The organism is Streptomyces sp. 1222.5, assembly GCF_900105245.1.
GTDB classification, from domain to species: Bacteria; Actinomycetota; Actinomycetes; order Streptomycetales; family Streptomycetaceae; genus Streptomyces; species Streptomyces albidocamelliae.
This window is the reverse complement of the sequence record NZ_FNSZ01000001.1, coordinates 5,737,814-5,760,863: the sequence shown is the minus strand read 5'-3', so window position 1 is coordinate 5,760,863 and position 23,050 is coordinate 5,737,814. Positions and strand designations below refer to the sequence as shown.

The window sequence follows — 23,050 nt, the reverse complement described above, 5'->3', positions numbered from 1 at the left end:
GCGGTCGGGCGGGTGCGGCCCCGTTCGTAGGGCGGGGCGCCCGGCCACCGGTGTCGGGTGCGGGTCAGGTGAGCGTGAGGGTCAGGACGCCGGAGTACGCGCCGGGGGGCGTGAACGCCGGTACGTCGAGGGAGAGTCCGGCGTCGACGGTGAACTCACCGCCGGTGACCGTGCCGTCGGGGGTCGACGCGAGGGTCGCTCCCGTCAGACCCACGGCGCCCGCCGAACCGGCCTTGCAGGTGCTGGGGCTGCCCGCCTTGGTCGCGCAGGTGGGGGTCCAGCTCAGCTTCCCGGCGTCGATCTTGGCACCGGGGCCGGTGAAGTCGGTGACCTTGCCGGTCAGGGACCAGCCCGCGGGCCCGCCGCGGTAGTCCTTGACGGTCACCGTCCGCAGGGCTCCGGTCGAGGCCCCGCCCTTGCCGAAGTCGACCGCCGACAGCGCGACGGCGTCCCCGGCCTGGGACATGGACAGGGTGCCCGCCTTGACGGTGGTCGTCAGCTTCTGGCTGCCGGGCGGGACGGGTGTGTTGTCGTTGACGACGTAGGCCGCGGGGCCCGCGCCCTTGTCCGCGCTCCAGGACGCGCCCTCGTAGGCCACGACGCCGGTCGTCGTCTTGTCGTTGACGACGAGGGAGCCGCTGAAGGAGCCCTGGGCGTTCGCGGTCACGGTCGCGGTGTCGGCGGTCTGGGTGGTCCCGGACCGTCCGGCCAGGGTGACGCTCGCGCCCGGGGTGAAGTTCGTGCCGCTGACGGTGACGGCGGCGCCGAGGTCACCGGAGGCCGAACCGAGCGAGATGGCCCGGGTGTTGGCCGGGGTGCCGTCGGTCGCCGTGACGGTCTCCGAGGTCGGGGCCGGGGGGCTGGTGACCGTGCAGGGGGTGTCCAGCTCCAGGATGTAGCTGGTGTGGATGTTGTAGTCGCCGGGCGAGAGGGTGATCTGCCCGGCCTTGGTGACGGTGAACGTGCCGGTCATGGAGAAGGACGGGAAGGGCGCCTTCCCCGGGACCGGGGTGTTCTTCTTCGGCCCGGCGACCGTGACGGACCCGGTCTGGGCGCCGCCGAGCGCGACCTTGCCGGTCGGGGTCATGATGTCGGCCGGGAGGGCCAGGTCGGTGGGGTTGCCGGCGGCGGGGGTGACCACCGTGTAGGTCACGGTGACCGTGTCGCCCACCTTGGGCTTGGTGTTGTCCACCGACACGCTCGCGGTGGTGGTGCCGTCGATCGGCGGCAGGCCGGAGACGGCGGGCGGGATGCAGTGCGTGGCGAAGTCCACGTTCGCACCGGCGGCACCGGCCGGACAGGCCAGCGCGCCGCCCGCGGTGACCGCGAGGGCGGTCGCCCCGAACAGCGACGCCCAGCGCCACCGTCGGGTTCTTCGGGGTGTCGGACCCATGGGCCCCCTCCTGAGGGTTGCTGGCGCAGCGGCTCATCTGCGCCGACAGGGGGCATTGATGTGGAGCGGGGGTGAGAAGTCAATGGAGATGCCGCAGAAATCTGACGGATCATCAGTTTCTGCGGCATCCGGAACAGATCGCTCACCCGGTACGGACCGCTCAGTCGAAGACGAACGGGCCGGGCGCCTGCGGGGCGTTCGCCTTGCAGGTCACGGTGATCCCGAAGATCACCATCTTCAGTGAGCCGCCGTAGGCGTCCAGGGCGTCCCCGGCGGCGACGGTGCCCGGCAGCGGGCCGACACTGACCGGGTCGCCGGTGTTCATGGCCGGGTTCTTCGTCCCGCTGAACACGACGCCGCCGCCGCCCGCCCTGGCCAGGGTGAGCGTGGAGGAGATCGAGTCCGGCGCGACCGCGACCGGCGCGCTGATCGCGGTGGAGGTGAGGGTGATGGTGGCCGACGTGCCGTTCTGCGTGGCGGTGAGCGTGGCCGCGCCACCGCCGAAGAAGCCGCAGCTCGCGGTGATGGTCGCCGTCTGGGGGGTGACGGCCGCCGCGGTGGGCGCGAAGGCGAGTCCGGTGACCGCGAGGGCCCCGGCCGCCAGCGCCGCACCCGTTGCCGTGCGTGTGCCTCTCATGGGGATCCGCTTCCCTTCCCTGTGGGGATGCCATGTGGGGATGGTCGGAAGGTGCGCCGACGAGCGGCAGGCCGGGCGGGCGGATGCGGGCACCCGGCACGGCGGTGCGGATCTGACGGATCGTCGGAACTTACGGCTTCATTGATGCGCGAGGGCCGGGCGACGGCAAGGTTGAAATCCGGCCGACCTGTCGTTCGGTCCCGCCCGGCGTCAGCCGGCGGAGACGGTGGCCCGGACGGTCCCGTCGGCCGAGGCGAGCAGGACGGGCGTCCCGGCGCCGCCGAGATCGGCGACGGCGGCCAGGTCCTCGGCCGCCACGGCCTCCGCGTCGCTCACCACCGCCGCCGCCTCCAGGGACCGCGCTCCCGACGCCACGGCCATCGCGACGGCCGTGCGCAGCGCGCTCAGCCTCAGCGAGGCGAGCTCCACGGACCCAGCGACGTACGTACGCCCGGTGTCGTCCCGTACGGCCGCCCCCTCCGGCACGCCGTTGCGGGCCCGCGCGGAACGGGCCAGGGTGACGATCTTGCGGTCCTCGGGGTCAAGCGCGTTGCTCTCGGTCATGCCCTGAGCATACGAAGCGGCGGTGCGTGCGCCCGGCCACGGGGGTGCCCGGCCCGGACCCGCACCGGGTCAGTCCAGGGTCTGGACGATCTCGCTCCGCGTGGCGGTGTGCACGACACGGCCGCGCGCGCCGTTCACCAGGGGCAGGCGGGGGCTCACGTGGCCGCACTCGACGTCGGCGACGATCGGCACCCCGAGCGGGCCGAGCGCGTCGAGGACGGCCTCGTACTGGGTGAGGGTACGGCTGTCCGGGGCGTGGGTGCGGCCCACGAGGACGGCGGCCGCGCGGTCGAAGAACCCGGCGAGGCGCATGCCGTGCAGATTGCGGCAGATGGTGAACGCGTTGTCCTCGCAGGCCTCGACGTAGACCAGCAGCGGCTCGTCCCCGGCGAACCGCGAGGTGTCCAGGTACGGCGTGCCCGCGAGGTTGGCGAGGATCTCGACGCAGCCGCCGATCAGCCGGCCCCGGGCGTCGACGTCCCCCTCCCCGTCCAGCCGCGTCCAGCCGCCCTCGGCGTCCAGGGTCAGGTCACGGACCTCCGGGTCCGTGGTCCAGTCGTCGAACCCGCCGGACCGGTACCGGCCGGGCGGCGTCTGCGCGAAGGACCCGCCCTGCGGGGCGGTGACGATGTCGAGCCAGGACACCAGGCCCTCGGGGGTCCGGTACGGGGTGTCCATGAGGTTGTTGCCGTGGACGGTCGCGACACCGGTGAGCAGCGTCAGCGGGGTGACGATCGTGGAGATGTCGGACCAGCCGGCCATCCAGGTCGGCTCGGCCCGCCCGATCGCCTCGAAGTCGAGCAGCGGCAGCAGGTCGATCGCGGTCTCCCCGCCCCACGGCGGCACCACGGCCCGGATCGCCGGGTCGGTCAGCATCGCGGTGAGTTCGGCCGCGCGTTCGGCGGCGGGGGCGCTGATGTGTGTCGAGCCGTCCATGCACCGGCCCACGACCACCTCGTAGCCGTGTGCCTCGAGGTCGCGCACGGCCACGTCGAGGCGGCCGCGCATCCCGTCGGCGACCCCGCTGGACGGGGAGGTCACACCGACACGGTCACCTGGGCGCAGCGGGCGCGGGTATCGAACAGTCATGCGCCGGATTCTGGCATGGGGTCAGCCCGGCCCCGCAAGGCGATCACGGCCGGTCCAGCCGCAGCCGCTCCGCCCGCGGCAGCCCCGCGACCACGAGGTCGTACGAGTCCTCGATCAGCTCGCGGAGCAGCCGGTCCGGCAGTGCGCCGTCGGCGGTCACCGTGTTCCAGTGCCGCTTGTTCATGTGGTAGCCGGGGACGATCAGCCCCTCGTGCTCCCCGCGCAGCCGGAGCGCGTCCTCCGGGTCGCACTTGAGGTTGACCGTCAGGGGCCGCGCGTCCAGGGCCGTCAGGGCGAACATCTTGCCCAGCACCTTGAAGACCGAGGTCTCCGGGTTGAACGGGAAGTCCTCCACGACCGCGTTGAAGGACAGGCAGAAGGCGCGCAGTTCCCCGGGCGTCACTCCGGCTCCTCCTCTTCGGCGGGCGGCGCGGGGACCGGCTCCACCAGGACCGTGACGATCTTGTTCCGGCGGCCGGCCGCCGCCTCCGCCGTCAGCTTCAGCCTGCGCTCGTCGGGCAGTTCCACCTCGGCGGACGCGCTCGCGATGGGCACGCGGCCGAGGGCCTTGGCGAGCAGTCCGCCGACGGTCTCCACGTCCTCGTCGTCGTACTCCTCCAGGCCGTACAGCTCCCCGAGGTCGGTGATGTCGAGACGGGCGGTGACTCGGTAGCGGTCGTCCCCGAGGTCCTCCACGGGCGGCAGTTCCCGGTCGTACTCGTCGGTGATCTCGCCGACGATCTCCTCCAGGATGTCCTCGATGGTGACGATGCCCGCGGTGCCGCCGTACTCGTCGATGACGACGGCGACGTGGTTGCGTTCCTTCTGCATCTCGCGCAGCAGGTCGCCGGCGTTCTTGGTGTCGGGCACGAACACGGCCGGGCGCATCGCGGTGGACACCAGGTCGCTCTCCGCGTCCCGGCTGATGTGCGTCTTGCGGACCAGGTCCTTCAGGTACACGATCCCGACGATGTCGTCCTCGCTCTCGCCGGTGACCGGGATCCGGGAGAACCCGGAGCGCAGGGCGAGGGTGAGGGCCTGCCGGATGGTCTTGTACCGCTCGATGACGACGAGGTCGGTCCGCGGGACCATGACCTCGCGCACGAGTGTGTCGCCGAGTTCGAAGACCGAGTGCACCATGCGGCGCTCCTCGTCCTCGATCAGCGACTCCTTCTCGGCGAGGTCGACCAGCGCGCGCAGCTCCGCCTCGGAGGCGAAGGGGCCGCGGCGGAAGCCCTTGCCGGGGGTCAGGGCGTTGCCGATGAGGATCAGCAGGGACGGGACGGGTCCCATGATCCGGGCGAGCGGCAGCAGCACGTACGCCGCCGCGGTCGCGGTGTTCAGCGGGTGCTGGCGGCCGATGGTGCGCGGGGAGACGCCCACGGCGACGTACGACACGAGGACCATCACGCCGATGGCGACCAGCAGCGCCTGCCAGGTGGTGTCGAACTCCTGGAGGCAGGCGTAGGTCACCAGGGCCGCGGCGGCCATCTCGCAGGCGACGCGGACCAGCAGGGCCACGTTGAGGTAGCGGGTGGGGTCGGCGGCGATCTGCGCGAGCTTGGCGCCGCCGCGCCGGCCCGACTTCACGGCCTCCTCGGCACGGAAGCTGGAGACCCGCGCGAGGCCCGCCTCCGCGCAGGCGGCGAGCCAGGCGACGACGACCAGCGCGATCGCGCCGATCACGATCTGTGGAGACATGCCGCCCGCTTACGAGACGGTCGGCGCCGGGGACGGCCCGGTCAGCCCGTGCTCGGACCGCCACCCGTCCACGATGGCGGCCTGGAGCCCGAACATCTCGGCCTTCTCGTCGGGCTCCTCGTGGTCGTACCCGAGCAGGTGCAGCACCCCGTGGACGGTGAGCAGCTGGAGCTCCTCGTCCATGGAGTGCTGCGTGGGCGCCTCGGCCCCCTGCTTGGTGGCGACCTCCGGGCACAGCACGATGTCGCCGAGCAGCCCCTGCGGCGGCTCGTCGTCGTCCTTGGTGGGCGGCCGCAGCTCGTCCATCGGGAACGACATGACATCGGTCGGCCCGGGCAGGTCCATCCACTGGATGTGCAGCTGCTCCATCGCGTCTTCGTCCACGACGATCACCGAGAGCTCGGACAGCGGGTGGATGCGCATCCGAGCGAGCGCGTAGCGGGCGATGTCGAGGATCGCCTGCTCGTCGACCTCGGTGCCGGACTCGTTGTTGACGTCGATCGACATGGTCGTGCTGGTCTACTTCCCCTTGGGAGCCTTGGCACCGGTTCTGCCGCGGCCGCCCTTGTGGGTGCCGTTCTCGGTGCCGTGCTTGCTGTCGTACAACTCGTACGCGTCGACGATACGGCCCACCAGCTTGTGCCGTACGACATCGTGGGACGACAGCCGGGAGAAGTGGACGTCCTCCACGCCCTCCAGGATCTCCTGCACCTGCCGCAGACCGGACTTGGTGCCGTTCGGCAGGTCGACCTGCGTCACGTCACCGGTGATCACGATCTTCGAGTCGAAACCGAGGCGGGTGAGGAACATCTTCATCTGCTCGGGGCTCGTGTTCTGGGCCTCGTCCAGGATGATGAAGGCGTCGTTGAGCGTGCGTCCGCGCATGTAGGCGAGCGGCGCGACCTCGATGGTCCCGGCGGCCATGAGCCGCGGGATGGAGTCGGGGTCGAGCATGTCGTGCAGCGCGTCGTACAGCGGGCGCAGGTAGGGGTCGATCTTCTCGTAGAGCGTGCCGGGCAGGAAGCCCAGCCGCTCGCCGGCCTCGACCGCGGGACGGGTCAGGATGATGCGGTTGACCTGCTTGGACTGCAGGGCCTGGACGGCCTTGGCCATGGCCAGGTAGGTCTTTCCGGTACCGGCCGGGCCGATGCCGAAGACGATCGTGTGCTTGTCGATCGCGTCGACGTACCGCTTCTGGTTGAGGGTCTTCGGGCGGATCGTGCGGCCCCGCGAGGACAGGATGTTCTGCGTCAGTACCTCGGCCGGGGTCTCCGGCCCGTCGCTCGTCCCGTTCTCGCTCGCCTTGAGCATGGCGATCGAGCGTTCCACTGCGTCCTCCGTCATCGGCTGCCCGGTGCGGAGCACCAGCATCATCTCGTCGAACACGCGCGAAATGAGGGCGACGTCCCGGGGGTCGCCGACCGCGCTGATCTCATTGCCCCGGACATGGATGTCGGCTGCCGGGAAGGCCCTCTCGATCACGCGCAGGAGGGAGTCGCCGGAACCCAGCACGGTCACCATGGGGTGCTGGGCGGGGACGGTCAGTTGCGCTCTCGCCCGCTCCTGCGCGGGGGTCTGGGCTGTGGGTGTCTGTGTCATGGGCCGGCGCTGAAGGCCTGCGCTTCCTCCTCGTCACGGCCGCATGGCTGAGGGCGGCCTCGCCGTTCCAGGGTACGACGGTGGACCGACAAGCCTGTAGGACTTTTCCGCCGGCCGCCGTCCGGCCCGCTCAGCCGGACCGGCGGAACCCGATGGTCGGCACCGCCCGGGCGAGCGGCCAGGGCCGGTCCAGTTCCTCCGGCACCAGCCCCTCCAGGAACGCGTACCGGCGCAGCGCCGCCGGGTCCTGGCCCTCCACGGACTGCACCCGCCGCCACCACGCCCCGATCTCCGACCATCCCGGCGCGGACAGGGACCCCCCGAACTCCTGCACCGACAGGGCGGCCGTGAGCCCGGCGAAGGCCAGCCGGTCCGCCAGCGGCCACCCCGCCAGGGAGCCCGTCATGAACCCGGCGACGAACACGTCGCCCGCCCCCGTCGGGTCCAGCGCCTCCACGGCGATCGCCGGCACCTCGGCCGTCTCCCCGGTGCGCCGGTCCACCGCGTACGCCCCCTCGGACCCCAGGGTCACCACGGCCACCGGCACGTGCTCGGTCAGCGCGTGCGCGGCCTCCCGCGGGCAGTGGGCGCCGGTGTACCGCTTCGCCTCCTCCGCGTTCGGCAGGAAGGCCTCGCAGTGCTCCAGGTCGGCCAGTCCGCGCAGGTCCCACGCCCCGGTCTCGTCCCAGCCGACGTCGGCGAAGATCCGGGTGCCTGCGCGGGCGGCCCGCGCGATCCACGGGGCGCGGCGGCCCGGTGTCAGGGAGGCGACGGCCGCCCGGGCACGGGGCGGGAAGTCCGGCGCGCCCTGCTGGACGAGCACGGCCTCCGGCGGCGGCTCGTGCCCGTGCGACACCATCGTGCGTTCGCCCTCGTACGCCATGGAGACGGTCACCGGCGAGTGCCAGCCGGGGACGGTCCGCGAGGCGGACAGGTCGATGCCCTCGCCCTGTGCGAGGGCGTCCCAGCAGTACTCGCCGTAGTGGTCGTCGCCGAAGGCCGCGGCGAGGAGGGTGCGCAGGCCGAGGCGGGCCAGGGCGGCGGCCATGTTGGCGACCCCGCCGGGGCTGGAGCCCATGCCCCGGGCCCAGGACTCGGTACCGCGCACCGGCGCCGAGTCCAGGCCGGTGAAGACGATGTCGAGGAAGACCGTGCCCGTCAGGCAGACGTCCCAGGGTGGGTCGTCCGGGGCGCGCAGCGCGGTCAGCGGGTCGATCTGGGCCCGGCAGCGCGTGGCGGGCGTCAGATGGTCCGGTTCCTCTCCGGCGACGGTGTGCGAGGGGGTCACGGTGCGCTCCATAACGTGGTGCGGTTCTGGCCAGTGTGCACCAGGTCACCCCCCGGAATCGCCCGTGGTGCCCGTCACCAGCGGGGCATCACCGGTGTGTGCCACCCCGGTTCGCCCGCGCGCATGGCCGCCGCGTCGTCCCGGTCCCGCAGGGAGCCGTCGTCCTCGGCCCACCGCCGGTGCAGCCGGGCCAGTTCGTCCCGGTCGAGTTCGACGCCCAGCCCCGGCCCGTCGGGCACCGCGACCCGGCCGCCGGTGAAGGCGAGCCGCTCGGTGAGGACGTCCTCCGACTGCCAGGGGTAGTGGGAGTCGCAGGCGTGGTGGAGGTTCGGCACGGTCGAGGCCACGTGGGTCATGGCGGCGAGGCTGATGCCGAGATGGGTGTTGGAGTGCATGGACACCCCGACGCCGAAGGCGGCGCAGATCGCGGCGAGGTGCCGGGTGTTGCGCAGGCCGCCCCAGTAGTGGTGGTCGGAGAGGACGACCTGGACGGCGTCCTTCGTGAACGCCTCCGCGATCTCGCCGAAGGTGGTCACGCACATGTTGGTGGCGAGGGGGACGTCGGTACCCGCCGAGACCTCGGCCATGGCGGGCGTGCCGAGCGTGGGGTCCTCCAGGTACTCCAGGACGTCCCCGAGTTCGGCGGCCACCTCCAGCGAGGTCGCGACCGACCAGGCGCCGTTGGGGTCGAGGCGCAGCGGGTGCCCCGGGAAGGCCCCGGCGAGGGCGCGGACGGCCGCGACCTCCTGGTCGGGCGGGAAGACGCCGCCCTTGAGCTTGAACGAGCCGAAGCCGTGCCGCCGTTGCAACTCCCGTGCCTGCGCGACGATTCCGGCCGGGTCCAGGGCGGCGCCCCACTCGTCCGGGCCGGCCGCGGCGTCCGCGGGGTGGTGGGCCCACTTGTAGAAGAGGTAGGCGCTGTACTCGACGGTGTCGCGGAGCCGGCCGCCGAGGAGCGCGTGCACGGGCAGCCCGAGCGCCTTGCCCTGGGCGTCCAGGCAGGCGACCTCGAACGCGGACAGCACGGACAGCCGCAGCTTGTCGGCGCTCTGCACCCCGCGCAGCCCGCCGGCGTCGACGGTCTCCCTGACCCGGGAGGCGTCGACCGCGAGGTCCAACGCGAAGAGGCCGTTCACATCCATGACCGAACGGCCAGGGAGTCGTTCGGCCAGCGCCCGGGCCGGCTCCAGGTACTTGGTGTCGCCGTACGTCTCGCCGATCCCGGTGGTCCCGTCGCCCGTGACGATCTCCACGATCAGCCGGGGGGTGTACGGCTGGTGCACCCCCTGGGTGTTGAGCAGTGGCGGGTCGGCGACCAGGATCGGCGTCAGCCGCACCTCGGCGATGGTCAGGTCACGGGTCACAGGGCGGCTCCCACGAGGTCGAGTCCGGCGGCGAGGAGGGTCTTCAGGGCGGCGAGGTCGCCGGGCGAGGGCTCGGTGAGCGGGGCGCGCACGGGCCCGACCCGCTGCCCGCGGAGCCGGGCCGCCGCCTTCACCAGGGACACGGCGTAGCCGGGCGCGCGGTCGCGGAGTTCGACGAAGGGGACGTAGAAGGCGCGCAGCAGCTTGTCGACACCGCCGTGGTCCCCGTCGCGGAGCGCGGTGAAGAAGGCGCCGGCGATCTCGGGCGCGAAGGCGTGCACGGCGGAGGAGTAGGCGGGGACGCCGACGGCGGCGTAGGCGCGGGCCTGGATCTCGGCGGTGGCGGCGCCGTTGAAGAAGAGGAAGCCGTCGGGGGCGGCGAGGGTGAGGCGCTGGAGCCGGTCGAGGTCGCTGTGCCCGTCCTTGAGACCGACGACGTTCGGGAGGCGCGCGATGCGCCGCAACGACGCGGCGGTGTAGGCGACCGGGCCGCGCTGATAGGTGATCAGCGGCAGCGGGGTGCGGGCGGCGAGCTGCTCCAGCTGCGCGGCGAGGCCGTCCTGCGGGGCCTCGACCAGGTAGTGCGGCAGCACGAGCAGGGCGTCGGCGCCGGCCTCCGCGGCGATCCGCGCGAACCGGGCGGCCTGCGCCCAGCCGTATCCGGTGCCGGCCACGACGGGCACCCGTCCGGCCGCCTCCTCGACGGTGACGCCGACGACCGTCCGGTACTCGTCCTCGTCCAGCGAGAAGAACTCGCCGGTGCCGCAGGCCGGGAAGACGGCGCCGCATCCGGCGGCGAGCCGCTCGGCGACGTGCGCCCGGAAGCCGTCGGGGTCGAGGGAGCCGTCCTCATGGAAGGCGGTGAGGGGGAAGGACAGCACGCCTCGCGCCATCCCCTCCCGCAGTCGCCGCGCCACGTTCTGCGGAGCCGGGTCGCCGCCCACCGGACCATCTCCCCTTATGAATATCGTCCACGTATGAGAACAGAGGCTAGATACACGGACGGTCGGCCGTCAATGGCGGACACACGAAAGGCCCCACCCGCGCTGAGCGGGTGGAGCCTCGAAAGTCGGCGCCTTCTACCCGACCCGGAAACCCTCAAACACGAGAGTGACCCGGATCACACCCCCCGATCTTCTTCCGGAACCGCGTGCTTGATACAACTTGCTCGCGCGTTCCTGTCCGTCGACGGTCGTCGCCCTTCCCCCTCCTTCTTGAGCCTCGCTCCTTTCGCCTGCCCTGGAACGCCCGTGTCGCCCGCCCGCACCCTGCCCTGGCCCCTCGTCGCCCTTTTCACGGCCGGGTATCTCGCCCCGTATCTGCTGCCGACCACCGTCGGCAGACTCGACAGCGGACTCCCGCTCACCGCCACCCAGGCCGGGGCAATCGGCAGTGCCCTGCTGCTGAGTTCGGCGGCGGCGGGCTTCCTGTTGGCGTCCCGGGTGGACCGGTTCGGACCCCGGGCACTCGCCCGCGCCGGTCTCGCGTCCGCCTTCCTCGGCTACGGCGGTGCCGCCGTCACGGGCGCCGTGCCCGCCGTCGTCGCGGGCGCGCTCCTCGGCGGATTCGGGTCCGGCACGGTCACGGCGGTCGCCGCGAGCGGCATCGCCGCCCACCGGGACCCGCACCGCGTCACCACCCTCGGCCTGCTCGGTGTCTCCGCCCTCGCCGGCGCCCTCTACCTGACGATCCCGCACCTCGGTCCGGGCCACGGGCTCCCCCTGGCCGCCGTCGCGCTGACCGCGCTCGCCGTCTGGCCGTTCACCGGCCGCCTGCCGGCCCGTACCGCACCGGCCCGCACCTCCGCCGGGTACGGCCGTCTCCCCCACCCCCGGGCCGGCCTGCTGCTCGCCGCCGCCATGCCCTGCTGGTCCCTCGCCCAGAACTCCCTGTGGGGCGTCAGCGGCCGGATCGGCCTCGCCCAGGCCCACCTCACCGAGGTCACCGTCGGCGCGGTGTTCGCGATCGCGCTGGGCGCCGGACTGCTCGGCGTGCTGGGCGCGGGCGCGCTCGGCCCGCGCCTCGGCCGCGCGCTGCCCATCGGCGGCGGCACGGCGCTCATCGCCGCCTGCATCGCGCTCAGCGCCTCGGCGACGGACCTGCCGGCCTTCGCGGCCGGCGAGATCTCCTGGAACCTGGTCTACCCGGTCGTGCTGTCGTACGTCATCGGACTCGCCGCCTCGCTGGACCCGCGTGGCCGCTGGGCGGTCCTGGTCGGCTCGGCGTCCTCCCTGGGCACCGCGGCGGGGCCGCTGGCCGGCAGTCTGCTCGCCGGCTGGGCGGGATTCCCGGGCATGGGACTGCTGCTCGGCGCCGGACTGCTGCTGATCGCCGTGCCGATGACGGCGGTGGCGCTGCGCACGGGCAGGCGTCCCGTGCCGGTCGTGGAACTCCCGGTCGTGCAGGTCCCGGTGGAGACGCCCGCCGTGGCCGCCCGGCAGGCCTACGAGACCGCGTCCCCGAACTCGTACGCCTCGACCTCGGCGATGTAGCGGGCGCGCCGCTCCTCGTCGTCCTCCAGGAAGGAGGCGAGGAAGGAGTTGCGGGCCAGTTCGCGCAGCCGGTCCTCGGTCAGTCCCAGGGTCTGCCGCACGGCGGTGAAGTTGTCACCGGCGTACCCGCCGAAGTACGCCGGGTCGTCGGAGTTCACCGTGCACAGCAGGCCGGCGTCGAGCATGGCCGGCAGCGGATGGTCGGCCAGGGTGTCGACGGTGCGCAGGCGGACGTTGGACAACGGGCACAGGGTGAGCGGGACGCGGTCCCGGACCAGCCGCTCGACCAGCGCCGGGTCCTCCATGCACCGCAGGCCGTGGTCGACGCGCTCCACACCGAGCACGTCCAGCGCCTCGGTGATGTACTCCGGCGGCCCCTCCTCACCGGCGTGCGCGACACGGCGCAGCCCGAGCGCGGCGGCGGCCTCGTACACCTCGCGGAACTTCACCGGCGGATGCCCGACCTCGGCGGAGTCCAGGCCGATCCCGGTGATCCGGTCCAGGTACGGGCGGGCGGCTTCGAGGGTGGCGAGCGCGGACTCGGCGGACTCGTCCCGCAGGAAGCACAGGATCAGCTTCGTGGAGACGCCGTGGTTCTCCTCGGCGGCGCCCAGCGACCGCCACAGCCCCTCCACGACCGTGCCCATCGGCACGCCCCGCGCGAGGTGGGCCTGCGGGTCGAAGAAGATCTCCGCGTGCCGCACGCCCTGCGCGGCGGCGCGGGCCAGGTAGGCGTCCGCCAGGTCGGCGAAGTCCTGCTCGGTGCGCAGGACGGCCATGAGTGCGTAGTACAGGTTCAGGAAGGACTGGAGGTCCTCGAAGTCGTACGCCTTGCGGAGCTCGTCCGTGTCCGCGTACGGCAGGGTCACCCCGTTGCGGGCGGCCAGCTCGAACGCCAGCTCCGGCTCCAGGGTGCCTTCGATGTGGAGGTGCAGTTCTGCTTTCGGGAGGGGCATCGAAGCATCGTACGGGTGGCTCACCGACGTTTCGGAACCACGACCCGTTGCAGGTCGTGCGCCACGGTCAGCTCGCCCTCGAAGCCGGCCGCCCGCGCCTGCCGCTCGAACTCCTCCGGTTCGGTGTAGCGCTGGCTGAAGTGGGTGAGCACGAGGTGCCGGACGCCCGCGTCCCGGGCGACGGCGGCGGCCTGCCCGGCCGTCAGGTGCCCGTGCTCGACGGCCAGCGGGGTGTCCTCGTCCAGGAAGGTCGACTCGATGACGAGCAGGTCGCAGCCCTCCGCGAGCGCGTGCACCCCGTCGCACAGCCGGGTGTCCATGACGAACGCGAACCGCTGCCCCCGCCGCACCTCGCTGACGTCCTCCAGCGTCACGTCCCCGATCCGGCCCTCGCGCTGCAGACGGCCCACGTCCGGGCCCTTGATCCCGTGCGCGGCGAGACGGTCGGGGAGCATGCGGCGGCCGTCGGGTTCGATCAGGCGGTAGCCGTAGGACTCGACCGGGTGGGACAGCCTGCGGGCCTCCAGGGTGTACGACGGCGTCACCGCGAGGATGCCGTCGGCGGCGACCGGCGCCTCGGTGATGCCGACCGTCTCCCGGTAGGCCGTGGAGTAGCGCAGGCGGTCGAAGAAGCGCTGCCCGGAGCGCGGGTAGTGCGCGGTGACCTCGTGCGGCACCTGGTCGAGGTTGATCCGCTGGATGACCCCGGCGAGACCCAGGGAGTGGTCCCCGTGGAAGTGCGTGACGCAGATCCGGTTCAGGTCGTGGGCGGCGACCCCGGCGCGCAGCATCTGCCGCTGCGTACCCTCGCCGGGGTCGAAGAGGAGGCCCTCGCCGTCCCACCGCAGCAGATAGCCGTTGTGGTTGCGGTGCCGGGTCGGGACCTGGCTGGCGGTGCCGAGGACCACCAGTTCACGGACGGACATGACGGCTTATCCGGGGGGCCATTCCAGACCACGGCCGCCGAGGACGTGGGCGTGGGCGTGCCAGACGGTCTGGCCGGCACCGCTGCCGGTGTTGAAGACGACGCGGTAGCTGCCGACCTTCTCGTCGTCGGCGACGGCCTGGGTCTCGCGCAGCACGTCTGCCGCGAGTCCGGGCGCACCGGCGGCGAGCGCGGCGGCGTTCTCGTAGTGCGCCTTGGGGATCACCAGGATGTGCGTGGGAGCCTGGGGGTTTATGTCCCGGAAGGCGACGGTCGTCTCGGTCTCGCGGACGATCGTCGCCGGGATCCGACCCGCGACGATCTTGCAGAACAGGCAGTCGTCCTGCGGTTCCCCAGCCATACGCTGCGCTCGCTTTCGGCGGTGATCGGTTACGGGGGCATGTTAGTCGTTCGGCCGCGGGTCTTCGGTGGCTTGTCGCGCCCACGCGGCAAAGCCGCACATCGGCACCGCCCCGCGCCCTCAGGCGGGCATGCCCGGAGGTGTCTTCGCGGGACTGTTCTCCAGTGCCTCCAGGGCCAGGGTGATGGCCGTGTCCAGTTGGGTGTCCCGCTGCGCCGCCCAGTCCTGGGGGCGTTGGACGGCCTCGACGTCCGGGTCGACGCCGTGGTTCTCCACGTCCCAGCCCTGGCCCTCCAGCCAGATCGCGTACTTGGGCTGGGTGACGAGGGTGCCGTCGACCAGGTGGTAGCGGCTGTCGATGCCGATGACGCCGCCCCAGGTGCGGGTGCCGACGACCGGTCCGATGCCGAGGGCCTTGATGGCCGCGTTGACGATGTCGCCGTCGGAGCCGGAGAACTCGTTGGCGACGGCGACGACCGGGCCGCGGGGCGCGTCGAGCGGGTAGCTGGTGGGGCGCATGCCCCGCGCCAGGTCCCAGCCGATGATCCGGCGGGCGAGTTTCTCCACCACGAGCTGGGAGGTGTGCCCGCCCCGGTTCTCGCGGACGTCGACGACGAGCCCCTCCCGGGTCACCTCCACGCGCAGGTCGCGGTGGATCTGCGCCCAGCCGGGGGCCTGCATGTCGGGGACGTGGAGGTAGCCGAGCCGGCCCCCGGAGGCGGTGTGGACGTGGGCGCGGCGGTCGGCGACCCAGGCGTGGTAGCGCAGGGCCTCCTCGTCGGCGACGGGGACGACGACCGCGTGGCGCGGTTCGCCGCCGCCCGCCGGGGAGACGGTCAGCTCGACGGGGTGGCCGGCCGTGCCGACGAGCAGGGGGCCGGGGCCGGTCACCGGGTCGACGGCGTGACCGGCGACGGCGATGATCGCGTCGCCGGGGCGCACGGCGACACCGGGCGCGGCCAGCGGGGAGCGGGCGTCCGGGTCGGAGGTCTCCGCGGGCAGGATGCGGTCGATGCGCCAACTACCGTCCTCGTGGCGGGAGATGTCCGCGCCGAGCAGGCCGTGCCGGGCGCCGCCGCGGCCGCCGCGCGGAGTCACGTAGGCGTGCGAGGTGCCGAGTTCGCCGTGCACCTCCCACAGCAGGTCGATGAGGTCGCTGTGGGTGGCGAGCCGGGCCAGCAGCGGGCGGTAGCGGGTGAGGACACCGTCCCAGTCGACACCGCCGAGGTCGGGGCGCCAGAAGTGGTCGCGCATCAGGCGGCCGGTCTCCTCGTACATCTGCCGCCACTCCGCGGCCGGGTCGAGGGTCTGCCGGACGCGGGCGAGGTCCACGGTGACGCTGGTGTCGCCGTCGTCCTCGCCGCCGGTACGGCGGTCGCCGGGGACGACCCGGAGCCGGCCGTCGCTCCACAGCAGGACGCGTTTGCCGTCGCCGCTGACCTCGAAGTGGTCGGCGTCGGAGGCCAGGTGCTCCAGGCGCCGCTGGGCGAGGTCGTAACGCTCCAGCTCGGTGTGCGGGTCGGGGTCCTCGGGGTGGGCCCGGGAGGCGCCGAGGACACCGTGCACGGGGTGGCGCAGCCAGAGGACGCCGTCCTTGGCGGCGCGCAGGCCGGAGTAGCGGCCGGCCTCCACCGGGAAGGGCACGATCCGGTCGGCGAGGCCTTCGGGGTCGATGCGCGTGGCGGGGGTGCCCTCGCCCTCGGCGGTCTCCTCCTTGTCGGAGGTCTCGAAGGGCCGGCCGTGGCGCTGCGGCCCGAACGGGGACGGGGTGGTGGCGGCCAGGGTGATCAGATGCGGCCGCGCGCCCACCACGAACGCGAGGTCGAAGACGTGCTCGTCGTAAACCGGGTCGAAGGCGCGGTTGGAGAGGAAGGCGAGGTGCTTGCCGTCGAGGGTGAAGGCGGGCGCGTAGTCCTGGAAGCGCAGCGGGGTCGCCTCGGTGACCGACAGGTCGGTGGTGTGGGCGATCCGCAGCTGGGAGAGCGGGCGCGGGCCGGGGTGGGCCCAGGCGAGCCAGGCGGAGTCGGGGGAGAAGGCGAGTCCGGAGACCTCGCCGTCGTCGCTGCTGTCGACCTCGCGGACCTCACCGGTCTCCCGCTCGACGAGCAGCAGCCGCCCGTCGTGCGCGGCGACCGCGGCCCGGCTGCCGTCGGGCGACACGGCGAGCTCCAGGACCCGGCCGAGCTGCCCGGCGGCGAGCCGGCGGGGCGGGGCACCGGGCACGGTCCCGGTCGCCGGCGCGAACTCCAGGGCGTCGTCGCCCTCGGCGTCCGTCACCCACACCGCCCACTCCTCGCCGTCGGCGCGGAAGGCGCGGGGCAGGCGGGCGCGGACGCCGGGGGTGGCGGCGAGGGCGCGGGCCGGCCCCGAGCGGTGGGTGACCCAGTGGACGCCGCCGCGCACGCACACGACGCTGCCGCGCGCGGTGTGGTCCGGGGACGCCTCGCCGAACCACTGGGAGGCGTTCACCGGGCGGGGCCGCAGGTCCACCCGGGGGCCGCCGAGCCGTACGTCCAGCCGGCGCGGCTCGGCGCCCTCCAGGTCGTCCAGCAGCCACAGCTCACCGGCGCTGCTGTAGACGACCCGGCTGCCGTCGCCGGCCGCGTGGCGGGCGTAGAAGCCGCCGAGAGGGGTGTGCCGGCGCAGGTCGGAGCCGTCGGCGAGGGAGGAGTACAGGGCGCCCGTGCCCTCGTGGTCGGAGAGGAACGCGATCCGGTCCCCCACCCACACCGGGCACTCGATGTTCCCGTCGACGTCCTCGTGCAGCCGGACGAAATCGCCGGTGCCCTCGCCGTCGGGGGCCCGGTCGATCCACAGCTTGCCGGCCGTGCCGCCCCGGTAGCGCTTCCAGTAGGCGGCCTCGCGCCCCATCGGCACGGACAGCAGCACCGTGGCCGGCCCGAACGCCAGGTCGCCGACGGGCCCGTACGGCAGCGTCTCGGCGGGGCCGCCGTCCAGCGGTACGGCGTGCGCCCAGGTCTGGCGGAAGCTGGGCCGGCCCTGCGCGCCGAGCGCGAGGACGCGTCCGTCGGCGGTCCAGCCGCGCACCCCGGTACGGCCGTTGCCCCAGTACGTCAGCCGTCGGGCGGGGCCCCCGTCGACGGGGGCGACGTGCACCTCGGGGGCGCCGTCCCGGGTGGAGGTCCAGGCGAGGAGGCGCCCGTCCGGTGAGATCCGGGGTCTGGCCACCGGCCTGTTGTCGGCGCTGACCCGCCAGGCGCGCCCACCGTCGAGGGGCGCCAGCCAGACGTCGTCCTCGGCGACGAATGCCACCAAGTCGCCCCGAACATGGGGGAATCGGAGGTAGGCGGAGGTTTCCGTGGTTCCCGTCGAAGCACCCTGAGTCACCCCGTCACTGTACGCAGCGGCCGGTGCGCCCCGCTCCCCTTTCGATCACTTGCCCTCGACGGGCCAGCAGGTGGGGTCGCCCTTGCACCAGAGGGTCCGGGTGACGGTGACCGTCACGGTCGGCCGCCCCCCTCCGGTGGGCGGGCGGTACGTCGGCCCGGGCGTGGCGTCGCAGTCGCCGAGCCCGTCGACGTGGAAGACCTGTCTGCCGCCGACCCTGGCCGTCAGGTCGCCGCGCACGCAGGCGCCGTCGACGGCCTTGGTGACCTTCCCGGTGACGGTGATCTTCCGCCGGTCCTTGGTCTCGCCCCGGCAGTCGACGGAGACGACGGTGGTCTCGGACGGCGAGGGCGTCCCGGCCGCCGTACCGCCGCCGTCGCCGTAGCTGCCGGTGCAGGTCAGCCAGCTGACGTCCACGTGCTCGTGTTTCAGCCGGGCCGTCGCCGTGGTGTCGGTGGTGTAGGCGACGGTCGCGGTGCTGAGATCGCCCTGGCACGCCACCATGGCGCCGCCGGCCAGCACGGCCAGTCCCGCGACGGCCCACGTCCGCGTCCCGCGTGTCCCGGCCCGGATCCGTCTCGAAGCCCCCATGAAGGGCAGGGTGCCACCGGTCCGGCCGGGACGGAAGGGCGCATACGGCCACTCACCCGTTCGGGGAAGCGGCCGACGCGCCCCCCGGCAGGGGACTTCGCCCACCGGAAGCCCGGTCAGCCGAGCAGCAGCAGCCACTCCTGGAGTTCGACCAGATTGCCCTCGGGATCCTTGAGGTGAGCCACGCGCATCCGGTCGGTCATGGGGGCCGGGCCGTGGATCAGGACGGCGCCCCGGGAGGTGATCTCCGCGCAGTAGGCGTCGAGGTCGTCCACCCGCAGCACGACCAGCGAGCGGTGGCCGGTGACGGTCCCGTTCAGCTCGTCGAGGACCTCGGCCATCATCACCCGGTCCTGCAGGGCGATCCCGGCGGAGCCGGCGTGCGCGCTGAACTTCTCGTACGGGCCCTCGGTCGCGCCGGACTGCGGCTTCAGGCCGAGGACGTCGGCGTAGAAGCGGTAGCAGGCGGCGAAGTCGGTCACCAGGAGCCGGACTTGGGCGAGTTCCACGATTGTCCCCCAGATGGTGTCAGGACCAGCGGCCGGTGCGGCCCAGCAGGAGGGCCGCGGCGGCGGTGCCGGCGGTGGATGTGCGCAGCACGGTGGGGCCGAGCACGTAGGGCCTGGCGCCCGCCTCCGCGAACAACGCCAACTCCTCTGGGGATACGCCGCCTTCGGGCCCGACGACCAACATGATCTCACCGGCGGCCGGCAGTTCGGCGGTGGCCAGGCGTTCGTCGCCGCTCTCGTGCAGGACGGCCGCGAAGTCCGCGCCGGCCAGCAGCGCGCCGACCTGCCGGGTCGTCGCCGCGTCCGCGACCTCGGGGAAGCGGACCCGGCGGGACTGCTTGCCGGCCTCCCGGGCCGTGGCCCGCCACTTGCCGAGGGCCTTCAGGCCCCGGTCGCCCTTCCACTGGGTGATGCAGCGGGACGCCTGCCAGGGCACGATCGCGTCGACGCCGACCTCGGTCATGGTCTCCACGGCGAGTTCGCCCCGGTCACCCTTGGGCAGGGCCTGGACGACAGTGATCCGCGGGGCGGCCGGGGGTTCCTCGCGGACGGGCGCCAGGTCGGCGACCACCAGCCGGTCCTTGCCCTCGGCCGCCTTGACGACGCCCTCGGCCCAGTGGCCGCACCCGTCGGTGAGGACCACGTCCTCGCCCGGCCGCAGCCGCTTCACCGATACCGCGTGCCGGCCCTCGGGGCCGTCGAGCACGAACTCCGGGCCGACCCCCTCGAGTCGGTCCACGACGAAGACGGGTGCGGTCATCGCCGCTCACCTCCGGTTCCGGGCAGGTTCGACAACGCTGTCCTGGCCTCGGCGAGTTCGGCGGCCAGCACCTCCACCAGCCGCCCGGCGGGCAGCTCCCGGGCCAGCCGGTGGCCCTGGCCCGCCCACAGCGCCATGCCCTGCGCGTCCGCGGCCTTGGCGGCGGCCTTGCGCAGCGGGGCGGTGAGGTGGTGGATCTCGGGGTAGGCGGCGGGGGCGTAGGGGCCGTGCTCGCGTACGAAGCGGTTGACCAGTCCGCGCGCCGGCCGGCCGGAGAAGGCGCGGGTCAGTTCGGTACGCGCGAACAGCGGGTCGGTGAGTGCCTGTTTGTGGGGCGCGGGAGCGCCCGACTCGGGGGTGGCGAGGAAGGCGGTGCCGAGCTGGGCCGCGTCGGCGCCCGCCGCGAGGACGGCGGCTATCTGGCCGCCGCGCATGATGCCGCCCGCGGCGACGACCGGGATGCGCACGGCCTCACGGATCTGCGCGATCAGCGACAGCAGCCCGATGCCGGACCCGTCGTTCTCCGGAATGTCCCGGTGCGTGCCCTGGTGGCCGCCCGCCTCGACGCCCTGCGCGATCACCGCGTCCGCCCCGGCCCGCTCGACCGCGCGGGCCTCCTCGGCGGTGGTGGCGGTGACCAGGGTGAGGGTGCCGACCCGGCGCAGCGCGTCGAGCGCCTCACGGCTCGGCACGCCGAAGTGGAAGGACACCACCGGGACCGGGTTGTCCAGGAGCACGGCGAGCTTGACCTCGTAGCCGTCGTCCCGTCCGCTGTCCGGGTCGCCCAGCTCGGTCTCGTACCAGGCGGCCTCCCCGGCCAGCTGGTGGGCGTAGACCTCCACGGCGCCGGACTCGGCGTACTCGGACTGGGGCATGAACACGTTCACACCGAAGGGCCGGCTCGTGAGCCCCCGCAGCTGCTTGATCTCCTGGTACATGCCGTCGGCCGTCTTGTACCCGGCGGCGAGGAACCCGAGGCCGCCGGCCTCGGAGACGGCTGCGGCGAGCTGCGGGACGGAACCGCCGCCCGCCATGGGGGCCTGCACGATCGGGTGAGGGAAGAGATCGGTCAGCGCGGAGGACATGAGCGCATGTTGTCACGTCCCCCGAACAAGTCCGAATCCGGGCTTCCCGCGGCATAGGCCACCGGCATAGGGGTGCCGGAGCACCCCGTACGGCCCGCCTCGGCGCCCTTCGAAGGCGTCCTTCGACCGCGAGAACAGCCCCTGCCGGCCCGGGCCGACCGCGCCTGCCCGGGAGGACCCCCCGGGCACCCGGCCACTCCCGCGGCGCACGGCGTCAGCGCCCGTTGAAGGCGTCCTTCAACCGGGAGAACAACCCCTGCTGACCCGGCTGGAACTGGCCCTGGGGGCGTTCCTCGCCGCGGAGCTTGGCCAGCTCCCGCAGGAGCCGTTCCTGCTCGGGGTCGAGCTTGGTCGGGGTCGTGACCTCGACGTGCACGATCAGGTCGCCCCGGCCGCCGCCGCGCAGATGCGTGACGCCCCGGTTGTGCAGCGGGATCGACTGGCCGGACTGGGTGCCGGGCCGGATGTCGACCTCCTCCATGCCGTCCAGGGTCTCCAGCGGCACCTTGGTGCCGAGGGCCGCCGCGGTCATCGGGATCGTGACCGTGCAGTGCAGGTCGTCGCCGCGCCGCTGGAACGTCGAGTGCGGCAGCTCGTGGATCTCGACGTACAGGTCACCGGCCGGACCGCCGCCCGGGCCGACCTCGCCCTCGCCCGCGAGCTGGATGCGGGTGCCGTTGTCGACACCGGCCGGGATCTTGACGGTCAGCGTGCGGCGCGAGCGGACCCGGCCGTCACCGGCGCACTCCGGGCACGGGGTCGGCACGACCGTGCCGAAGCCCTGGCACTGGGGGCAGGGACGGGAGGTCATGACCTGGCCCAGGAAGGACCGGGTGACCTGGGAGACCTCGCCCCGGCCGCGGCACATGTCACACGTCTGGGCGGACGTGCCGGGGGCCGCGCCCTCGCCGTTGCAGGTGTTGCAGACGACCGCGGTGTCGACCTGGATGTCCTTGGTCGTGCCGAAGGCCGCCTCGTCCAGCTCGACGTCGATCCGGATCATCGCGTCCTGGCCGCGCCGGGTGCGCGAGCGCGGCCCGCGCTGCGACGCCGTACCGAAGAACGCGTCCATGATGTCCGAGAAGTTGCCGAAGCCACCGGCCCCGAAGCCGCCCGCACCCGCGCCGCCCGACTGGGAGAGCGGGTCGCCGCCGAGGTCGTAGACCTGCTTCTTCTGCGGGTCCGACAGCACCTCGTAGGCGGCGTTGATCTCCTTGAACCGCTCCTGGGTCTTCGGATCCGGGTTGACGTCCGGGTGCAGCTCGCGCGCGAGCCGACGGAACGCCTTCTTGATCTCATCCTGCGACGCGTCGCGGCGCACGCCGAGAACGGCGTAGTAGTCCGTGGCCACTTACGACTCCGCCAGGATCTGTCCGACGTACCGTGCCACTGCGCGTACCGCTCCCATCGTTCCCGGGTAGTCCATGCGGGTCGGTCCGACCACGCCGAGCTTGGCAACCGCCTCGCCGCCCGAACCGTAGCCGACCGACACGACGGACGTGGAGTTGAGTCCTTCATGGGCGTTCTCGTGGCCGATGCGCACGGTCACGCCGGGGTCCTTCGCCTCGCCCAGGAGCTTGAGGAGCACGACCTGCTCCTCCAGTGCCTCCAGGACGGGCCGGATCACGAGGGGGAAGTCGTGCCCGAAGCGGGTGAGATTGGCGGTACCGCCGATCATCAACCGCTCCTCGTTCTCCTCGACCAGTGTCTCCAGAAGGGTGGAGAGCACCGTGGAGACCGTACCGCGATCGTCGACGTCGAAGCCTTCCGGGAGGTCCTCGACCAGTCGCGGCACGTCCGTGAACCGGCGGCCGGCGACCCGGCTGTTCAGCCGCGCCCGCAGATCCGCCAGTGAGGCCTCGCCGAACGGCGCCGGGCAGTCGACCATCCGCTGCTCGACCCGGCCGGTGTCCGTGATCAGCACGAGCATCACGCGCGCGGGGGCGAGCGAGAGCAGCTCCACGTGCCGGACGGTGGACCGGGTCAGCGACGGGTACTGCACGACCGCGACCTGCCGGGTCAGCTGCGCCAGCAGCCGCACCGTCCGCGCGACGACGTCGTCGAGGTCGACGGCGCCCTCCAGGAAGTTCTGGATCGCCCGCCGCTCGGGCCCGGTCATCGGCTTCACGCCCGCGAGCTTGTCCACGAACAGCCGGTAGCCCTTGTCGGTGGGGATGCGCCCGGCACTGGTGTGCGGCTGCGCGATGTACCCCTCGTCCTCCAGGGCCGCCATGTCGTTGCGGACGGTGGCCGGGGAGACGCCGAGGCTGTGCCGCTCGGTGAGCGCCTTGGAACCCACCGGCTCCTCGGTGCCCACGTAGTCCTGGACGATGGCGCGCAGTACCTGAAGCCTGCGTTCACTCAGCATTCGCGCGCACCTCCTGCACG

General features: G+C 73.1%; 22 protein-coding genes. 1 reads left to right on the top strand and 21 read right to left on the bottom strand.

The annotated features are described in order from the left end of the window. Positions 1–64 precede the first annotated feature (64 nt). From BLW57_RS25965 to BLW57_RS25915, 11 genes are all read right to left on the bottom strand, one after another. Positions 65–1,393: a beta-xylosidase gene (locus BLW57_RS25965; RefSeq protein ID WP_093477778.1), complete on the bottom strand. Its 1,329-nt coding sequence runs from the start codon at positions 1,391–1,393 to the stop codon at positions 65–67. Positions 1,394–1,553: 160 nt separating this feature from the next. Next, positions 1,554–2,030: a hypothetical protein gene (locus tag BLW57_RS25960; protein ID WP_093477776.1), complete on the bottom strand. Its 477-nt coding sequence runs from the start codon at positions 2,028–2,030 to the stop codon at positions 1,554–1,556. A gap of 210 nt (positions 2,031–2,240) precedes the next feature. Next, complete coding sequence (locus tag BLW57_RS25955; protein ID WP_093477775.1) at positions 2,241–2,594, bottom strand: cytidine deaminase; 354 nt, start codon at positions 2,592–2,594, stop codon at positions 2,241–2,243. A 69-nt stretch (positions 2,595–2,663) separates the two neighbouring features. Beyond that, positions 2,664–3,683 carry a S66 family peptidase gene (locus tag BLW57_RS25950; protein ID WP_093477773.1) on the bottom strand — a complete coding sequence of 340 codons (1,020 nt, stop codon included), beginning with the start codon at positions 3,681–3,683 and terminating at the stop codon, positions 2,664–2,666. A 43-nt stretch (positions 3,684–3,726) separates the two neighbouring features. Beyond that, positions 3,727–4,086 carry an MmcQ/YjbR family DNA-binding protein gene (locus tag BLW57_RS25945; protein WP_093477772.1) on the bottom strand — a complete coding sequence of 120 codons (360 nt, stop codon included), beginning with the start codon at positions 4,084–4,086 and terminating at the stop codon, positions 3,727–3,729. Continuing rightward, on the bottom strand, positions 4,083–5,384 hold the full coding sequence (locus BLW57_RS25940) for a hemolysin family protein (protein ID WP_093477770.1): 1,302 nt from the start codon (positions 5,382–5,384) through the stop codon (positions 4,083–4,085). Before BLW57_RS25940 ends, BLW57_RS25945 begins: the two co-directional genes overlap by 4 nt. Before the next feature lie 9 nt (positions 5,385–5,393). Then, a complete protein-coding gene (gene ybeY, locus BLW57_RS25935; protein ID WP_073893832.1) occupies positions 5,394–5,891 on the bottom strand; it encodes an rRNA maturation RNase YbeY in 498 nt (165 codons plus the stop codon). 12 nt (positions 5,892–5,903) lie between these two features. Further along, positions 5,904–6,983 (bottom strand): PhoH family protein, encoded by a 1,080-nt coding sequence (locus BLW57_RS25930; RefSeq protein WP_093477769.1) that lies wholly within the window; start codon positions 6,981–6,983, stop codon positions 5,904–5,906. 130 nt (positions 6,984–7,113) lie between these two features. Next, positions 7,114–8,271, bottom strand: a complete 1,158-nt coding sequence (locus tag BLW57_RS25925) for a carbohydrate kinase family protein (RefSeq protein WP_093480892.1) — start codon at positions 8,269–8,271, stop codon at positions 7,114–7,116. Between the two features lie 74 nt (positions 8,272–8,345). Further along, entirely contained in the window at positions 8,346–9,635 is a 1,290-nt protein-coding gene (locus BLW57_RS25920; protein ID WP_093477767.1) for a glucarate dehydratase family protein, read from the bottom strand. Beyond that, on the bottom strand, positions 9,632–10,528 hold the full coding sequence (locus BLW57_RS25915; protein ID WP_256339844.1) for a 5-dehydro-4-deoxyglucarate dehydratase: 897 nt from the start codon (positions 10,526–10,528) through the stop codon (positions 9,632–9,634). Before BLW57_RS25915 ends, BLW57_RS25920 begins: the two co-directional genes overlap by 4 nt. Before the next feature lie 357 nt (positions 10,529–10,885). Between BLW57_RS25915 and BLW57_RS25910 the strand changes: the two genes are divergently transcribed. Then, a complete protein-coding gene (locus BLW57_RS25910; protein ID WP_093477766.1) occupies positions 10,886–12,127 on the top strand; it encodes an MFS transporter in 1,242 nt (413 codons plus the stop codon). Here the strand turns inward: BLW57_RS25910 and BLW57_RS25905 are convergent. The 10 genes from BLW57_RS25905 to hrcA all read right to left on the bottom strand — a co-directional run bounded on the left by BLW57_RS25905 (position 12,079) and on the right by hrcA (position 23,030). Beyond that, positions 12,079–13,083, bottom strand: coding sequence for an adenosine deaminase (locus tag BLW57_RS25905; protein ID WP_176985720.1), 1,005 nt, complete (start codon positions 13,081–13,083; stop codon positions 12,079–12,081). The two genes, BLW57_RS25910 and BLW57_RS25905, sit on opposite strands and share 49 nt — an antisense overlap. A gap of 20 nt (positions 13,084–13,103) precedes the next feature. Continuing rightward, positions 13,104–14,009: a ribonuclease Z gene (locus tag BLW57_RS25900; protein ID WP_093477763.1), complete on the bottom strand. Its 906-nt coding sequence runs from the start codon at positions 14,007–14,009 to the stop codon at positions 13,104–13,106. A 6-nt stretch (positions 14,010–14,015) separates the two neighbouring features. Further along, positions 14,016–14,369: a histidine triad nucleotide-binding protein gene (locus BLW57_RS25895; RefSeq protein ID WP_093477761.1), complete on the bottom strand. Its 354-nt coding sequence runs from the start codon at positions 14,367–14,369 to the stop codon at positions 14,016–14,018. A 120-nt stretch (positions 14,370–14,489) separates the two neighbouring features. Beyond that, the gene (locus BLW57_RS25890) at positions 14,490–17,717 is read right to left on the bottom strand and encodes a S41 family peptidase (protein ID WP_093477760.1); all 3,228 of its coding nucleotides are present in this window, start codon (positions 17,715–17,717) and stop codon (positions 14,490–14,492) included. Between the two features lie 45 nt (positions 17,718–17,762). Continuing rightward, positions 17,763–18,308 carry a hypothetical protein gene (locus BLW57_RS25885; RefSeq protein ID WP_093477758.1) on the bottom strand — a complete coding sequence of 182 codons (546 nt, stop codon included), beginning with the start codon at positions 18,306–18,308 and terminating at the stop codon, positions 17,763–17,765. 116 nt (positions 18,309–18,424) lie between these two features. Further along, complete coding sequence (locus BLW57_RS25880) at positions 18,425–18,817, bottom strand: VOC family protein (RefSeq protein ID WP_093477757.1); 393 nt, start codon at positions 18,815–18,817, stop codon at positions 18,425–18,427. Positions 18,818–18,836: 19 nt separating this feature from the next. After that, positions 18,837–19,577, bottom strand: coding sequence for a 16S rRNA (uracil(1498)-N(3))-methyltransferase (locus BLW57_RS25875; protein ID WP_093477755.1), 741 nt, complete (start codon positions 19,575–19,577; stop codon positions 18,837–18,839). Continuing rightward, the gene (locus tag BLW57_RS25870) at positions 19,574–20,662 is read right to left on the bottom strand and encodes a nitronate monooxygenase (protein ID WP_093477754.1); all 1,089 of its coding nucleotides are present in this window, start codon (positions 20,660–20,662) and stop codon (positions 19,574–19,576) included. Before BLW57_RS25870 ends, BLW57_RS25875 begins: the two co-directional genes overlap by 4 nt. Positions 20,663–20,876: 214 nt before the next feature. After that, on the bottom strand, positions 20,877–22,013 hold the full coding sequence (gene dnaJ / locus BLW57_RS25865; protein WP_093477752.1) for a molecular chaperone DnaJ: 1,137 nt from the start codon (positions 22,011–22,013) through the stop codon (positions 20,877–20,879). Beyond that, positions 22,014–23,030 (bottom strand): heat-inducible transcriptional repressor HrcA, encoded by a 1,017-nt coding sequence (gene hrcA, locus BLW57_RS25860; protein ID WP_093477751.1) that lies wholly within the window; start codon positions 23,028–23,030, stop codon positions 22,014–22,016. Positions 23,031–23,050 lie beyond the last annotated feature (20 nt).

Coding starts and splice junctions, on each gene's coding strand:
- BLW57_RS25965 (WP_093477778.1), bottom strand. CDS start 1,393: ATGGGTCCGACACCCCGAAGAACCCGACGGTGGCGCTGGGCGTCGCTG.
- BLW57_RS25960 (WP_093477776.1), bottom strand. CDS start 2,030: ATGAGAGGCACACGCACGGCAACGGGTGCGGCGCTGGCGGCCGGGGCC.
- BLW57_RS25955 (WP_093477775.1), bottom strand. CDS start 2,594: ATGACCGAGAGCAACGCGCTTGACCCCGAGGACCGCAAGATCGTCACC.
- BLW57_RS25950 (WP_093477773.1), bottom strand. CDS start 3,683: ATGACTGTTCGATACCCGCGCCCGCTGCGCCCAGGTGACCGTGTCGGT.
- BLW57_RS25940 (WP_093477770.1), bottom strand. CDS start 5,384: ATGTCTCCACAGATCGTGATCGGCGCGATCGCGCTGGTCGTCGTCGCC.
- ybeY (WP_073893832.1), bottom strand. CDS start 5,891: ATGTCGATCGACGTCAACAACGAGTCCGGCACCGAGGTCGACGAGCAG.
- BLW57_RS25930 (WP_093477769.1), bottom strand. CDS start 6,983: ATGACACAGACACCCACAGCCCAGACCCCCGCGCAGGAGCGGGCGAGA.
- BLW57_RS25915 (WP_256339844.1), bottom strand. CDS start 10,528: ATGGCGCGAGGCGTGCTGTCCTTCCCCCTCACCGCCTTCCATGAGGAC.
- BLW57_RS25905 (WP_176985720.1), bottom strand. CDS start 13,083: ATGCCCCTCCCGAAAGCAGAACTGCACCTCCACATCGAAGGCACCCTG.
- BLW57_RS25900 (WP_093477763.1), bottom strand. CDS start 14,009: ATGTCCGTCCGTGAACTGGTGGTCCTCGGCACCGCCAGCCAGGTCCCG.
- BLW57_RS25895 (WP_093477761.1), bottom strand. CDS start 14,369: ATGGCTGGGGAACCGCAGGACGACTGCCTGTTCTGCAAGATCGTCGCG.
- BLW57_RS25885 (WP_093477758.1), bottom strand. CDS start 18,308: ATGGGGGCTTCGAGACGGATCCGGGCCGGGACACGCGGGACGCGGACG.
- BLW57_RS25875 (WP_093477755.1), bottom strand. CDS start 19,577: ATGACCGCACCCGTCTTCGTCGTGGACCGACTCGAGGGGGTCGGCCCG.
- BLW57_RS25870 (WP_093477754.1), bottom strand. CDS start 20,662: ATGTCCTCCGCGCTGACCGATCTCTTCCCTCACCCGATCGTGCAGGCC.
- hrcA (WP_093477751.1), bottom strand. CDS start 23,030: ATGCTGAGTGAACGCAGGCTTCAGGTACTGCGCGCCATCGTCCAGGAC.